12 protein-coding genes and 2 pseudogenes are annotated in these 14304 nt (G+C 52.6%); 7 read left to right on the forward strand and 7 right to left on the reverse strand.

The window, feature by feature from the left end; translation table 11 throughout:
• The 3 genes and pseudogenes from BZG79_RS04760 to BZG79_RS04770 all read left to right on the forward strand — a co-directional run.
• Nucleotides 1-255 (forward strand): annotated as a pseudogene (locus BZG79_RS04760) (divalent metal cation transporter); the annotation flags it as partial.
• A 207-nt stretch (nucleotides 256-462) separates the two neighbouring features.
• The gene (locus tag BZG79_RS04765) at nucleotides 463-1131 is read left to right on the forward strand and encodes a Bax inhibitor-1/YccA family protein (RefSeq protein ID WP_046073363.1); all 669 of its coding nucleotides are present in this window, start codon (nucleotides 463-465) and stop codon (nucleotides 1129-1131) included.
• A 201-nt stretch (nucleotides 1132-1332) separates the two neighbouring features.
• Nucleotides 1333-1662 (forward strand): TusE/DsrC/DsvC family sulfur relay protein, encoded by a 330-nt coding sequence (locus tag BZG79_RS04770; RefSeq protein ID WP_025744655.1) that lies wholly within the window; start codon nucleotides 1333-1335, stop codon nucleotides 1660-1662.
• 137 nt (nucleotides 1663-1799) lie between these two features.
• Here the strand turns inward: BZG79_RS04770 and yccX are convergent, their stop codons facing one another.
• Nucleotides 1800-2072, reverse strand: a complete 273-nt coding sequence (gene yccX / locus BZG79_RS04775) for an acylphosphatase (protein ID WP_077461090.1) — start codon at nucleotides 2070-2072, stop codon at nucleotides 1800-1802.
• A gap of 81 nt (nucleotides 2073-2153) precedes the next feature.
• On the opposite strand from yccX, the gene BZG79_RS04780 reads away from it, so the two are divergent.
• Nucleotides 2154-3527, forward strand: coding sequence for a methyl-accepting chemotaxis protein (locus tag BZG79_RS04780; RefSeq protein WP_025744657.1), 1374 nt, complete (start codon nucleotides 2154-2156; stop codon nucleotides 3525-3527).
• Nucleotides 3528-3712: 185 nt separating this feature from the next.
• Nucleotides 3713-4900 carry a class I SAM-dependent methyltransferase gene (locus tag BZG79_RS04785; RefSeq protein WP_077773840.1) on the forward strand — a complete coding sequence of 396 codons (1188 nt, stop codon included), beginning with the start codon at nucleotides 3713-3715 and terminating at the stop codon, nucleotides 4898-4900.
• Nucleotides 4901-5071: 171 nt separating this feature from the next.
• Here the strand turns inward: BZG79_RS04785 and BZG79_RS04790 are convergent, their stop codons facing one another.
• The 5 genes and pseudogenes from BZG79_RS04790 to BZG79_RS04805 form a co-directional block, all read right to left on the reverse strand.
• A complete protein-coding gene (locus tag BZG79_RS04790; protein ID WP_077773841.1) occupies nucleotides 5072-6955 on the reverse strand; it encodes a propionyl-CoA synthetase in 1884 nt (627 codons plus the stop codon).
• Nucleotides 6956-7021: 66 nt separating this feature from the next.
• Nucleotides 7022-8473 (reverse strand): bifunctional 2-methylcitrate dehydratase/aconitate hydratase, encoded by a 1452-nt coding sequence (locus BZG79_RS04795; protein WP_077773842.1) that lies wholly within the window; start codon nucleotides 8471-8473, stop codon nucleotides 7022-7024.
• 43 nt (nucleotides 8474-8516) lie between these two features.
• Nucleotides 8517-9668 (reverse strand): 2-methylcitrate synthase, encoded by a 1152-nt coding sequence (gene prpC / locus BZG79_RS16325; RefSeq protein WP_199877553.1) that lies wholly within the window; start codon nucleotides 9666-9668, stop codon nucleotides 8517-8519.
• A gap of 126 nt (nucleotides 9669-9794) precedes the next feature.
• Nucleotides 9795-10652, reverse strand: a pseudogene (gene prpB / locus BZG79_RS16330) (methylisocitrate lyase); the annotation flags it as partial.
• 90 nt (nucleotides 10653-10742) lie between these two features.
• A complete protein-coding gene (locus BZG79_RS04805; RefSeq protein WP_077773844.1) occupies nucleotides 10743-11456 on the reverse strand; it encodes a GntR family transcriptional regulator in 714 nt (237 codons plus the stop codon).
• Nucleotides 11457-11685: 229 nt separating this feature from the next.
• Here BZG79_RS04805 and BZG79_RS04810 point away from each other — a divergent pair, with 229 nt between their 5' ends.
• Both BZG79_RS04810 and BZG79_RS04815 read left to right on the forward strand, forming a co-directional pair.
• The gene (locus BZG79_RS04810) at nucleotides 11686-12288 is read left to right on the forward strand and encodes a YitT family protein (RefSeq protein WP_077773845.1); all 603 of its coding nucleotides are present in this window, start codon (nucleotides 11686-11688) and stop codon (nucleotides 12286-12288) included.
• A 192-nt stretch (nucleotides 12289-12480) separates the two neighbouring features.
• Complete coding sequence (locus BZG79_RS04815; protein ID WP_077773846.1) at nucleotides 12481-13353, forward strand: (2Fe-2S)-binding protein; 873 nt, start codon at nucleotides 12481-12483, stop codon at nucleotides 13351-13353.
• Here the strand turns inward: BZG79_RS04815 and BZG79_RS04820 are convergent.
• The coding region (locus tag BZG79_RS04820) for an endonuclease/exonuclease/phosphatase family protein (RefSeq protein ID WP_077773847.1) at nucleotides 13350-14304 on the reverse strand (955 nt) is incomplete at its 5' end. The genes BZG79_RS04815 and BZG79_RS04820 overlap by 4 nt on opposite strands.

The raw sequence follows: 14304 nt of genomic DNA on the forward strand, positions 1-14304 counted from the left end.
ATGCTGATCTCGGTGTTGGCACTGGCGATTGTGGCGTTTTGGACCGGCGCACTGCTGACCATGCTTGATTTCGCCATGATTGCTGCATTTGTCACCACGCCCTTTTTCGCTCTGTTGAACTATATTTTGGTGACCAAGCACCGTTTACCACCCGAAGTGACCATGAGCAAGGCGATGCGCGCATTGGCAATCACCGGGCTGGTCTATTTATTTGGTTTCTTGGCCGTGTTCGTCTGGTGGAAGTGGTTGATGTAACAAACTTTACCTTGTTCGCGCTTTAAGGGCTGGGTTAACATCCCTTTACAACTTCACCATCGGTGTTAGGCGCGGATAAGGTATTATTAACCTTATAAAAGCCAGTCGTGGTTTAGATTAAGGACGTGGGCAGCTTGAAAAAGTGAACGACTGCCCGCATAACTGTCGTATATAAAAATGGATTGTTAACCCAACCGGGAGAACGTTATGAACGATCGTATCGTTTCGCACAGCCAGTCACAGCAGAGTGCGTTATCTACAAACAAGGTGCTACGTAACACGTATGCACTGCTATCGATGACACTGATCACCAGTGCTATCGCGGCCTTTATCGCTATCGCTGTCGGCATCGGCCCAATGATGTCGCTAGGTATGACCCTAGGTGCGTTGGCGATCGTGTTCTTTGTGCTACCACGCACCATGAACTCCTCCGCCGGTATTGTGTGGACTTTCGTCTTCACCGGCTTGCTGGGTGCCTCACTCGGTCCAACCTTGACCTACTACTTGAGCCTATCTAGTGGCCCAGGGATTGTGATGCAGGCGCTCGCCACCACAGGGATGGTGTTCCTAGGCCTATCGGCGTATGCCATTACCTCTAAGAAAGACTTCTCTTTCATGGGTGGTTTCTTGGTTGCCGGTGTGATTGCCCTATTAGTGGCAATGGTCGCGAATATTTTCTTGCAGATCCCAGCGTTGAGCCTGGCAATTAGCACCATCGCGGTACTGATTTTCTCAGCCTTTATTCTGTATGACACCAGCAACATCATTAATGGCGGCGAGACCAACTACATCCGCGCCACAGTGTCGCTGTACTTGAACATCTTCAACATCTTCGTTCATATGCTGAGCATTCTTGGCTTTATGAACGACGACTAAACCCTAGGGACTCGTCAGTAACAAACACAAAGAGCCGGCACGCGCCGGCTTTTTTGTCGTTAAATGGCGCACCCACTCAGTGCGGCGCGCAGCACGGGGTCGCGGTTGAACGCCAGTTGCACTCGCCCTCCCTGCTCGCTATGCTTTGCAGCTTTAATAACAGCGATAACGTCCGATCAGATGACGAACAAAGGTAAGACTATGCTGGTGTATGAAGGTGAAACCATTGCTACGGATGCGCAGGGGTATTTAAAAAACGTGGACGACTGGCACGAAGCATTAGTCCCCATGCTTGCAGAGCAAGAAGGCATTGCCCTTACCGAGGCCCATTGGGAAGTGATTCACTTTGTCCGCCACTTTTACCAAGAATACAACACCTCACCGGCGGTGCGTTTGTTGGTTAAATCGATGGAAAAAGAATACGGCCCAGAAAAAGGCAACAGCAAGTATTTGTTCAAGCTGTTCCCGAAAGGTCCCGCTAAACAGGCAACAAAACTGGCAGGTTTACCTAAGCCGGCTAAATGTCTTTAGTACCGATGGTCAGTCTGTAAGCGCCGCACTGCCCACCGCGGCGCTTACATGTTTTAGCTAATTGCTATTTGTTACCTAGGCGCTGTTTTTTAGCTAAACACGACTTGTTACCTAGGCGACATGGTCCTATCGAGTCGCTATAGTATTGCGAAGCCATCTACGGCGCGCCACTCCACGTCTTCTTTATCGACCTGATCAACACCCGCGGTAGGCGGCCCTTTATCTAACCACGCCATGAGGGCATCCACCGATTCATTGCGGCCACATGCCAGTACCTCAACACGCCCATCCGGTAAGTTCTTCGCATACCCGGTCAATGAGAGCTTTATCGCTTCATGGGCGGTCTGATAACGAAAGCCAACCCCCTGAACGTGACCTGTGACATAGGCCCTAATACATTTTTGAGACATCGGTCACCTCTACTGTATTCCCATTGCAAAACGACACCTGTATAACGCTACATGAGACAAGTCGTTTGACAGGATTACGTCATGAAAGAAGTTGCGTTTCGATGGATTGATAAATATTTCATCCACCTTCGGCTCCAAGAGAAATTTTACCTTATCTTTTTCCTCCCCTTACTCGCAATGGTTGTGATTGCGCTTACCTTAGATGCAGCCTCGGATACCCGTGTGGCACACAAGATGGAAGCGGAAGGCCAAGCCATTCAAGCCATGGTTGAAAAATACGACCTCCCGAAAGGCGAGGTGCAAACCCTGCTCAATAGCCAGCAAACCGGTTTTACGTTCAATGGCAATGAGCTTATCTATCAGCTCGACGGCTCGCTATTTAGCCATATGAGCGCCACCGATTGGAGCCTGCTGCTTGGCATGGTCTTAGTCATTGCGGTGCTGATTTACTACATCATGACCTTTATCGGCGGCGCCATGTACACCATGAACCAAGCTCTATTAAAGCTAGCAGATGGTGAGCTAAGTTACCGGATGAACTTTATTCCGGTCCGTGATGAGTTTAGCCAGATCGCAGTCACCATCGATCAAGTGCTCGAGCGTGAACAGAGTTTGGTAAAAGCGATCCAGGAAAGCGCAGAGATGATGGACGGCCTGTCCGCAAGTTTGCAGCAGCGCAGCAATGAAAGCGAAGCTGTGGGCGAGAGCCAGCGTCAGTACCTTGATTCGCTGGCCAGCGCGACCGAAGAAATGGCGAGCTCAATTCGCGAGGTCGCAACGCATGCCACCGAGACATCAACCCAAACACAAGAAGCCACAGAAGCTGCAAATCTGGGGCGTCAGCAAGTTCAGCAAACCATGACCGCGATTAATGGTCTTGCCAGCGAGATAGCTCAAGCGGCAGATAAAGTCAGCGAGCTGAGCAAAAACGCCGAGCAAATCGGTACCGTGGTAACCACCATTAACGGTATTAGTGAACAAACTAACCTACTGGCGCTCAACGCCGCGATTGAAGCCGCGCGTGCCGGCGAACAAGGTCGTGGCTTTGCCGTGGTCGCAGACGAAGTGCGCACACTGGCTAGCCGCACCCAGGAATCGACGGTTGATATTCAATCGATGATTGAGTCACTGCAAACGCACACCGCCGAGCTACGCCGGGTGATGGAAGGCACGGTTGAAAATGCGTCAGCCAGTGAAGCGGCGGTGCAAGAGATTGATACGGAGATCAGCCAAATCGCTGAGCGCAGTGGCACCATTGCCGATCGCAGCACCGAAATTGCCGCCGCTGCTGAGCAGCAAGGTAATGTTGCGGGTACGATTTCGCAAGATGTGGAGCAAGTACGCAGCCAGTCTACCCAGGTTGCCCAAATGCTGCGTGATTCCGCTACCGAAGTGAGCGAACTTGGCGCACAAGCCCACCAGCTTAAAACCTTAGTGGCAGGGCTTCGCACCTAACGCCATGGTTTGATTCCATCATTCCCCTTATCGCGCGCCCTACTCTGGGCGCGTTTTTATTGCAATGCCGTCAGCCTTGCTCGACAATACCCGCCCTTTTTGCTTTATCCGCAAGTCACGTCATGATGCAGGTGCTTCACTCAGCATTTTGACGTGTTTTGCACCACCCAATGTGAGGAACCATCATGACTGCCACTGTGTATCTCGCCAAAGGCCGCGATAAATCAATCAAACGCCGCCATCCTTGGACTTTCTCGCGAGGAATCACCCGCGTTGAAGGCAAGCCCGGATTAGGTGACACTGTCACTGTTTGTGATCATCAAGGCGAATTTTTAGGCCTAGGGGCATTCTCGCCGCAATCACAAATTCGGGTACGCATGTGGTGCTTTGAGAAAACCGTCATCGACAGTGACTTTTTCCTCGCCCGTATTCGTGCGGCAAAATCGCTACGTACCATGCTCGCCGAGCGTGATGGCTTAACCGGTTACCGTCTATTGGCCGCCGAGTCAGACGGTGTGCCCGGCATTACCGTGGATAAATACGATAACTACCTAGTGTGCCAATTGCTGAGCGCCGGCGCGGATGCCCAACGCGATAACCTGGTCACCGCACTGCGTAGCGAATTTCCTGACTGCCATATTTACGAGCGCTCGGATGTTGCGATTCGCAAAAAGGAGGGTTTGAAACCACGTATCGGCGTATTACACGGTGACGAGCCACCGGCCACTGTCATTATCGAAGAAAATGGGGTAGCGATTGAGGTCGACATTACCAAGGGCCATAAAACCGGTTTTTATCTCGACCAGCGTGATAGCCGCGAGCAAGCGGTGAAATATATGGATGGCAAACGTGTTTTAAACTGCTTTTGTTACACTGGCGGCTTTGGCTTGTATGCGCAAAAAGGCAATGCCAAACAGGTCATCAATGTGGATGTGTCACAGCCTGCGCTCGATAGAGCCAAGGCCAATGCCGAACGTAACGGCTTTGATCTCACCCGTGCTGAGTTTGTGAATGCCGATGTTTTCAAGCTGCTGCGCACTTATCGTGAGCAAGGCGAACGGTTTGACGTCATTGTGATGGACCCGCCCAAGTTTGCCGAATCGAAATCACAACTGAACGGCGCATGCCGCGGTTATAAAGATATCAATATGCTCGCCATGCAGCTGCTAAACCCAGGCGGTGTGCTGCTCAGTTATTCATGTTCAGGGCTAATGGACTCAGGGTTATTCCAAAAGATCTTGGCGGATGCGGCATTAGATGCGGGTAAAAACGTGCAGTTTATCGAACGCTTTGCACAAGCCGCGGATCACCCCACTCACAGTGCTTATCCAGAAGGTTTCTACCTCAAAGGGTTTGCGTGTTTGATTCAATAAGCCCGCGCATCACTCAATAAGCGCGCTCTTATCTTAACGCGTGGTATTGCTGTGATACCACGCGTTGTCGCACCTATTGTCACGCTCAGAATGACAAGCTCCAAAATGACAAGCTCTAAATAGCAAGCCCTGAATAACAAGGCCTAAATAATAAAGCTTGAATAACAAAGCTTACGATGACAACGCCGAGGCAATCGCCTCCAAACTGCTAGGGTCATCAATGGTCGAGGGGACTTGATACGACTCGCCATCCGCCATTTGGCGAATAATACGGCGCAAGATTTTACCTGAGCGTGTTTTGGGTAACTTATCGACGATAACTGCTTGTTTAAAGCAAGCGATCGCGCCAATTTGATCCCGCACACGCTGAACTAACTCCTGTTCTATCTCGCCACTTACAGAGACAAAACCATCTTTCAGTACCACCAAGCCGAGCGGCAATTGGCCTTTGAGCTCATCGTGCATGCCCACCACCGCACATTCGGCGACCGCTTCATGGCTTCCCAGTACTTCTTCCATTTCTCCGGTCGATAAGCGGTGGCCCGCGACGTTAATCACATCATCTATCCGTCCCATCACAAACACATAGCCATCTTCGTCCATGTAGCCCCCATCACCAGAGACATAGTACCCGGGGAACTGGCTGAGATAGCCGGCTTCAAAGCGATCATGGTTGCGCCACACCGTGGGCAGGCAGCTGGGCGGCAGAGGACGCTTCACGGCAATATATCCTTGCTGGTTTGGCGCCGCAGGATCGCCCATTTCATCGAGGATACATACCTGATACCCCGGGCTTGGCATGGTTGCCGAGCCAGGCTTGGTCGCAAAACAGGTTAACCCTAATGGATTGCCGGCAATCGCCCAGCCGGTTTCAGTTTGCCACCAGTGATCCACCACGGGTCGCTGGGTCTTTTCTTCTACCCATTCCAATGTCGGTGGGTCAAGCCGCTCGCCGGCCATAAACACCGTGCGTAACGATGTCATCGGATAACGCGCCAGGTGCTCACCGTTTGGATCTTGCTTTTTAATCGCCCGAAAGGCGGTAGGCGCCGAGAATAAAATGCTGACGTTATACTCATCACACACACGCCAAAACGCCCCCGCATCCGGTGTGCCGACGGGTTTGCCTTCAAACATCACCGTGGTGCAGCCGTGTAGCAAGGGGGCATAGACAATATACGAGTGCCCCACTACCCAGCCGACATCCGAAGCGGCCCAAAACACTTCACCGGGTTTGACGTTGTAAATCGCGCTCATGCTGTACTTCATCGCCACCGCGTGGCCGCCATTGTCACGCACTACGCCTTTGGGTTTACCCGTGGTGCCGGAGGTATAAAGGATATATAAGGGATCCGTAGCATTGACAGGCACCGGGGGCGCAGGCGTCGCTTCCGCTAACAGCGCCGCCCAATCAGCATCACGCGGATTGTCTAAATTAGCGCGACACATGGCACGCTGATAGACCACCACATGGTCGGGTTTGTAGCGACTGTCCATGATGGCTTGATCGACCATCGGCTTATAAGCCAAGGTTTTCGCGCCCTCGATGCCGCATGAGGCGGTGAGCACCACTTTGGGCTCCGCGTCTTCAATCCGTACCGCCAGCTCATTCGGGGCAAAGCCACCAAAGACTACCGAGTGAATCGCCCCAAGCCGTGCGCAAGCGAGCATCGCCACGGTCGCTTCTGGGATCATGGGCATATAAATCACCACGCGATCCCCCTTTTCAACCCCTAGCCCTGCCAGCATGCCCGCAACTTTCGCCACGTAGTCACGCAGCGCGGCATAGGTGTAGGTGGTTTTTTTGTCGGTGACCGGGGAGTCGTAAATAAGTGCAGTTTGTTCGCCTCGACCTTGCTCGACATGAGCATCAAGCGCCATATACGCGGTGTTCATAGTGCCATCGGCAAACCAGCGCTCAATGCCATTGTCATCTTTGCTAAGAATGGTTTGTGGAAAGGTAAACCAATCAAGCTGTTTGGCCTGCGCCTGCCAAAACCCCTCGGGATCGCGGCTAGCCCAATCCGCATGGTGTTGATAACTGGCTTCTTGCATAAGCGGCTCCTTATCGCCCGCCATGAGCGAGCGATGAGTTAGCAAGCAACGTGTTTAATAACGTGCTTAGTTAATCACAAACAGAGACATAAACGTGTGCACTGGGGTTTTCTCCAGCGCGGCCTGGTCGCTACACAAGGCAGCGATTTTTTCGCTCTGTGCTTGCGGGAACCGAGTCGCCAAGTTAGAGCGGAATTTTTGCTCCAGCACAGGGATCCCTTCTTCGCGACGGCGGCGGTGACCAATTGGGTATTCCACCGCGACTTGTTCAGTACTGCTGCCATCGGTAAAGAAGATTTGGATCGCATTAGCAATCGAGCGCTTGTCGGCTTCAAGGTATTCCGCGCTGTAGCGTGGGTCTTCTTTGATCACCATTTTTTGCCGTAGTGCATCAATACGCGGGTCGGCGTGATGGAAGGCGTCTTCGTAATGCTCGGCCACTAGATTGCCGTATAGCAGCGGCACTGCCACCATGTATTGCAGGCAGTGGTCACGGTCGGCCGGGTTGGCCAACTCCCCTTCTTTAGAAATGATGCGAATGGCCGATTCATGGGTGGTGATTTCAATACGTTCAATCTCGTCAGCCCGGTCTTTAACCTGTGCATGCAAGGTAACGGCCGCTTCCACCGCGGTTTGAGCATGAAACTCAGCAGGGAAGGAAATCTTAAACAGCACGTTTTCCATCACGTAGCTGGCAAAGTCTTGTTTGATACTAAAGGGATTACCGTTAAACAGCACATCGTAATAGCCCCATTTGGGCGCGCTGAGTACCGACGGCATTCCCATTTCGCCTTTCATGGTGATCATCGCCAGACGCACCGCGCGGGAGGTGGCATCGCCCGCCGCCCACGATTTGCGTGAACCGGCGTTCGGCGCATGGCGGTAGGTGCGCAGTGCACAACCATCTACCCACGCTTGTGAAACGGCATCAATGATCTGGTCACGATTACCGCCCAGCATTTTGGTGACCACCGCCGTCGACGCCACGCGCACCAGTAAAACGTGATCGAGCCCGACACGGTTAAAGCTATTCTCGAGTGCAAGTACGCCTTGGATCTCATGCGCTTTGATCATCGCAGTCAGCACATCGCGCATGGTAAGCGGCGGTTTGCCTTCGGACACGGCCACACGGCTTAAATAATCGGCAGTGGCCAAAATTCCACCTAGGTTATCGGACGGATGGCCCCACTCGGCGGCGAGCCAAGTATCGTTAAAATCGAGCCAGCGAATAATACAACCGATGTTAAACGCGGCAGTGATCGGATCAAGCTCATGAGAGGTGCCCGGCACACGCGCACCATGTTGCACTGTAGTGCCCGGTACTAGTGGACCCAGGTGTTTGGTGCATTCAGGGAAACGTAGCGCCAGCAAGCCACAGCCAAGGGTATCCATCAAACAGTTACGGGCAGTGTTATAGGCTTCTGCCGAAGCAATCGGCGTGCTATCGACATAGTCAGCAATTTGCACCAATAAGGCATCGGGGTCGGGGCGCTGGTTCAGTTCTACGTTGTTGCTCATGGTCAATTCCTTCTGTAATTTCAATCGGGTGAATGCGCGCCGATTAGGGGCGCTGCTCGATGGGTAGCCAATCTTGGTGTTCAGGGCCGTCGTAATCGGCACTTGGACGAATAATGCGGTTATTGGCGCGCTGCTCAAACACATGCGCCGCCCAGCCCGTTACTCGGCTCATCACAAAAATCGGGGTAAACAATTTGGTTGGGATTCCCATAAAGTGATAGGCCGATGCGTGATAAAAATCGGCATTGGGGAACAAGCCTTTTTCGCGTTTCATCACTTGCTCAACCCGCTCAGACACGTCATAAAGCCAAGCGTCTGGTGCGTTTTCCGCCAGCTGTTTCGACCAATGCTTGATAAGCGCATTGCGGGGGTCTGATTCACGGTAAATTGCATGGCCAAAGCCCATCACCTTGTCTTTATTGGCGAGCATTTGCATTAATCCGGCTTCGGCTTCGTCAGGCGACCGCCACTGTTCCAGCATCGCCATTGCCGCTTCATTGGCACCGCCATGCAATGGACCGCGCAAACTGCCGATGGCCGCGGTAATGCAAGAGTGCAAATCGGACAAAGTGGACGCGCACACACGGGCGGTAAAGGTCGAAGCATTGAACTCATGCTCGGCATACAGCACCAGCGAGCAATGCATCACAGATTCATGCAGTGGCGACGGCGTTTCATCAGTCAGCATTTTCAGGAAGTAACCGCCAATGCTTTTCACCTCTGGCTGATAGGTATCGACCCGCACGCCATCATGCGAGTAGCGGTACCAATAGCAGATAATGGCCGGTAACATCGCCAACAGCGTATCGGTTTTATCCGTTTGCTCACTAAAGTCGGTTTCTTGATCCAAATTACCCAGCATCGAGCAGCCAGTACGCATCACATCCATGGGGTGCGCATTGGCCGGGATCCGTTCCAGCACCGCTTTTAAGGCGTCAGGTAATCCCCGCTTGCCAACCAAGGTTTCGGTGTAGTCGGCCAGTGCTTGGCGATTGGGAAGTTGACCCTTGAGTAGCAGGTACGCCACCTCCTCAAATTGGGCGTGATTGGCTAAATCGGTAATGTCATAACCCCGGTAGGTTAATCCAGTGCCGGTTTGCCCGACCGTACACAAGGCGGTGGTGCCGGCACTTTGGCCACGCAGGCCTGCGCCAGAGGTTGGTTTCTCGTTAGGTGCGACGGCGACATTTGTCATGATTGGCTCCTTTCCTTTGATGCCATCAGATTCAACCGCTGCATGAATCCGTGAACGTGATGATAATTCCAGTGGTGTAACCGACGTTTTCACACCGTTGGTGTGCGTCTGTGATCRCTCTTTGCCAAATAGGCGATCCAATTGCTGTTCGTAGGCGTGATACCCCAAGAAGTCATAGAGCGCATCACGGGTTTGCATGGCGTCGACCACGTTTTTCTGGTGGCCATCCTCCAGCAGGTGTTGATACACATTGAGGGCGGCTTGATTCATGGCGCGAAATGCAGAGAGCGGATACAACACCATGCTGACCCCCACGCTCGCTAGTTCTTGACTGGTAAACAGTGGGGTTTGACCAAACTCGGTGATATTCGCCAGCACCGGCACCTTTACTTGCTCGACAAAGGCTTGGTACTGCTCGAGCGTTTGCATGGCTTCGGGGAAAATCATGTCCGCACCCGCTTCTACGTACGCTCTGGCGCGGGCGACGGCACTGTCCATGCCTTCCACCGCCAACGCATCGGTGCGCGCCATGATCACAAACTCAGGATCGGTGCGCGCGTCCACCGCCGCTTTAATGCGATCGACCATTTCAGCTTGGCTGACAATTTCTTTGTTGGGACGATGACCGCAGCGCTTTTGCGCCACTTGATCTTCCATATGCACCGCACCCGCGCCGGCGCGCTCCATTTCACGAATAGTGCGAGCAATATTGAGCGCGCCGCCAAAACCGGTATCAATATCCACCAGCAAGGGCACGTCGGTCGCTGCGGTGATCCGGCGAACATCTTCCAACACATCGTTGAGAGTCGTGATCCCCAAATCCGGTAAGCCGTAAGAGGCGTTAGCAATCCCGCCTCCGGATAGATAAATGGCTTGATGCCCCACCCGCTCTGCCATCATGGCGCAATAGGGGTTAATTGTGCCGACGACTTGCAGCGGAATATTGCTGCTCACCGCTTGGCGAAAACGCGCACCTGCACTCATAGTATTCTCCTTGTAAATTCGTGGCTTAGCGGGGATCACCGCCGCACTATTTTTAATTCGTCAGTGACTATTCAATCTGCTATTTGCTATTCAATCTGCTATTCGCTGTTCAATCAGTTGGCGGCTGCGCTGAATGTGACGACGCATCAGCATTTCCGCCAGCTCGGCATCGCGCTCGCGAATTGCCGCCAAAATTTGCATGTGCTCTTGCAGCGCTTGCTGGGGGCGAGAATGCGCCCGGGGCGATTGAAAGCGGTACATACGCAGCAAGTGGTATAACTCACCACATAACAGGTTGATCAGTTTCTGGTTATGACTGGCTTTGATGATGCAATAATGAAAATCAAAATCGCCTTGTTGGTGAAAGTAGGCCGCCCCCTCCACCCGTTCGATATAGGCATGGTGGGTGTCGAGCACTGCACTTAACTGCTCAATTTCCTCATCAGTGATGTGCGCGCAAGCCAGTCTTGCGGCCATACCTTCTAACGCTTCTCGCACCGCATAAATCTCAGCCAGTTGACGATGCGTGAGAGTCACTACCCTTGCCCCCACATGTGGCACACGCTCTACCAATCCCAGGGCTTCGACCCGCATCATGGCTTCACGCAGTGGCCCTCGGCTGACGCCAAATGCAGCAGCCAACCCCGCTTCCGATACCTTGGTGCCCGCTGGATAAGTGCCGGTGACAATCGCCTCGATAAGTTGCTCGGTCAGACTGGCTGACTTGGTGGGCTCTCGTGACTCAAGCTGCGCCGCTTGCACGCTCTGATCGAGAAATTGATCATTTGTCGACAATAAAGACATAAACACCGCCTAAAAACTTCAATAAAGCCAGAATAGAACAAAATTGTAGACAATGTGGATTAGACTTTGGTCTGTAGACACCGACTTTTATCGTGATCAAAGCCACAACGTAAATGATAATGTACGCATTGAGTTGTTATTCACTTGTTATCAAACGAGCGTTTGACTCGACCTATCCGAACAACGGCGTATGGTGTAGCGGTCGTTTTAATAGGGATAGAACGCAAATATGGATAGAAATCATTCCAAGCGTGAAAACGCATTAGCGCTACTGATTGGCAGTAGTTTGGTGTCACTCGGCATCTTCTTTTTCAATCAAGTGGGGTTACTGACCGGCGGTACCGCTGGGCTAGCACTCTTTTTACAACGGATCACCGATTTCAGCTTTGGTGAGCTTTTCTTCGTGATCAACCTGCCTTTTTATTGGCTCGCCTACACCCAAATGGGCAAACGCTTCACCATCAGTACCTTGATTGCGGTCAGCATCGTTTCATTCGGTGCGGATCATCTAAGCGCCGTATTAACTATCAACAGCATTCATCCTGTGTATGCGGCGCTGTTTGGCGGCGGCTTAATTGGCATGGGCATGCTGGTGATGTTCCGCCATCAATGCAGCTTGGGCGGATTTAACACCTTGGCGTTGTTCTTACAGCAACGATTTGGTATTCGCGCTGGGAAAGTACAAATGGCGTTGGATTGCTCGATTGTGGTGTTGTCGCTGATGATCGTTGACCCATGGCTGATAGCCTTATCTGTCGCCGCGGCGATTACCACCAATCTCGTGCTGGCCATGAACCACAAGCCTGGACGCTATCAGGTCCAGCCGGGATAGGCGCATACCCCTTATATCGGTGCAGTCGGATCCGCTGCACCGATCATCTTTTCTCGCCAGGCTACATTTTTTCTCGCCAAGCTACATTTTTCTCGCCAAGCTACACTCTTAAACCAAATACGAATCACTCTTACAATTGGTTATATCACGTGGTAAATTCTTCTTTTTAGGCGCCAACTCAAAGGAGTGTTGATGAGCGCAGCTAACCCTACCGTTGATGCATTACCATTACCCGCCACAGTGACACTGCCCTCTTTTCCGCCAGCCCTGGGCTTATCTATGGTGCCTGATGCGATGAAAGGCGTTTCGCTCCGTAAGCAGCTCACCACCGCGCAAGGGCTGGCGCATTGTTTTTCTGCAGTGAACGCCACCTATGGCGATGCGGATAGCCGTGCCCAAGGTACCCTTTTTATCGGGGCTTATGCGTATGAGTTTCTGCTGCCGGTGCTGGCAAGCTGGCTACAAGGCGGGCAGATACCATCACTGGACTTGGATAATTGGAAGGTGAAATACGAACCTACCCGCGTCACTAAACCCAATGGCCAAGAGCTTGTTTATCACAAGCCGCATTTTTATCTCAGCGCCCTTGAGGGATGGAGACGGCAAGATCACCAGGACTGGCGAGCGATTTTGCATGGTGCTTTATTGCATCACTTTTCGCCCATCGTCGATGCGATTGCCGAGCAAAGTGGTATGCGTGAGGGGCCACTATGGAAAGTGATCGCGGATTCAATCTGTATTGCTTTCTTAATGGTAGGGAAGCATCGCGATTGTGAGCAGGCCGCGCGTGAAGCCGCGCTGTCGATCGTCCATCAACGCGGCACCCCGCTTTATAGCAAGCGCAGTGGTTTTCACGATGTCACCGTCTACGATCCGAACGACACCCAAACCGTGCTGCAAACCCATAGCTTCCGTTTGCGCGGCGGCTGTTGCCGGATCTTTACTATCGATGATCACAGCTATTGCTCAACTTGCTGTTTTTTAAAACCGGACGAACAAGCTAAACGGCTCGCTGAAGTCGCGTGTCAACGTGAAGGCGTAGCGCTGGACTCGCAGCCTCGCTAATTGAGCGCCACATCGACCCAAACAAGGCGGTGATCTGAGTGGGCACGCGCGTGTTCTTGGCCGTTTTTATCACAAATCAGTGGGTAGTCGGCATTATCAGGGGCAGGCCAAAATACGCCGGAGACTAACACCGCCAGCTCTCGCGAAGGCAAGACATAATCGAGGCGCAGCCCGCCGTTATGGGTAGCGATTGCCCGCCCTTTGCCATCGATAAAGCGAAACGCGTGAGACTGGGCCGCCTCACTTTTTGGCACCTGCGCACCAGTGGCGACATCAGGGTGCACACGCGGATGGTTAAGCAAGGCACCAATAGCTTGTTTATCCCCATCGCCGTAGCTCGGGTCCGCATTTAAATCGCCAATCACCACAAAAGGTATCTCGGAAGAAAGTCCGCCGTGGACGCCCTTGTCGTCCACCAGCCAATCCGCGTTATCCAAAAGGCCAATTAGTTGGTGAATTTCATCACTGTTGCGCCGCCAATTACGCTTTTCAGGCCCATCAAACACCGGCGGCGTGGGGTGACACGCTACCAAGCGTATCTGCTGATCGCCRATACTGATCGGCACAGAGACCAGGTTTTTCGAAGCTAAACGTAGCTTTTTTTTCGCCGCTTCGGTGTAGTAGTCAGACGGAATTTGATGGTGAGGCAGCTGATGCCACGCAAAGTGTTGCCAAGTGCAAATCGCGGTGTCTTCAATGGGGTAACGCGATATGATCACAAAGCCAAACTGACCATGATAGTCGCCAAAGCCATGACACTGCTGAGCATCCGTTAAACGTGGATGCGCGCTGACCGGCACCGTGAGTTTTAAACCCGTGTTGGTGGCAGGCAAATAGCGATACGGATAATCAATCGGGGGGTCGCCGTCTTGCGATTTAGCTAAGTGGCGCTCACAAAATGCGGCCAGTGCACCATCATCGCCACCATCGCCTGGGTGATCAACTTCACAC

This window comes from Salinivibrio sp. MA427, assembly GCF_001996115.1.
GTDB lineage: Bacteria > Pseudomonadota > Gammaproteobacteria > Enterobacterales > Vibrionaceae > Salinivibrio > Salinivibrio costicola.

Excerpts from the sequence above, each read along its gene's own strand:
- BZG79_RS04765 (WP_046073363.1), top strand. The coding sequence starts at position 463 with ATGAACGATCGTATCGTTTCGCACAGCCAGTCACAGCAGAGTGCGTTA.
- BZG79_RS04785 (WP_077773840.1), top strand. The coding sequence starts at position 3,713 with ATGACTGCCACTGTGTATCTCGCCAAAGGCCGCGATAAATCAATCAAA.
- BZG79_RS04780 (WP_025744657.1), top strand. The coding sequence starts at position 2,154 with ATGAAAGAAGTTGCGTTTCGATGGATTGATAAATATTTCATCCACCTT.
- BZG79_RS04805 (WP_077773844.1), bottom strand. The coding sequence starts at position 11,456 with ATGTCTTTATTGTCGACAAATGATCAATTTCTCGATCAGAGCGTGCAA.
- prpC (WP_199877553.1), bottom strand. The coding sequence starts at position 9,668 with ATGACAAATGTCGCCGTCGCACCTAACGAGAAACCAACCTCTGGCGCA.
- BZG79_RS04790 (WP_077773841.1), bottom strand. The coding sequence starts at position 6,955 with ATGCAAGAAGCCAGTTATCAACACCATGCGGATTGGGCTAGCCGCGAT.
- BZG79_RS04795 (WP_077773842.1), bottom strand. The coding sequence starts at position 8,473 with ATGAGCAACAACGTAGAACTGAACCAGCGCCCCGACCCCGATGCCTTA.
- BZG79_RS04815 (WP_077773846.1), top strand. The coding sequence starts at position 12,481 with ATGAGCGCAGCTAACCCTACCGTTGATGCATTACCATTACCCGCCACA.
- yccX (WP_077461090.1), bottom strand. The coding sequence starts at position 2,072 with ATGTCTCAAAAATGTATTAGGGCCTATGTCACAGGTCACGTTCAGGGG.
- BZG79_RS04770 (WP_025744655.1), top strand. The coding sequence starts at position 1,333 with ATGCTGGTGTATGAAGGTGAAACCATTGCTACGGATGCGCAGGGGTAT.
- BZG79_RS04810 (WP_077773845.1), top strand. The coding sequence starts at position 11,686 with ATGGATAGAAATCATTCCAAGCGTGAAAACGCATTAGCGCTACTGATT.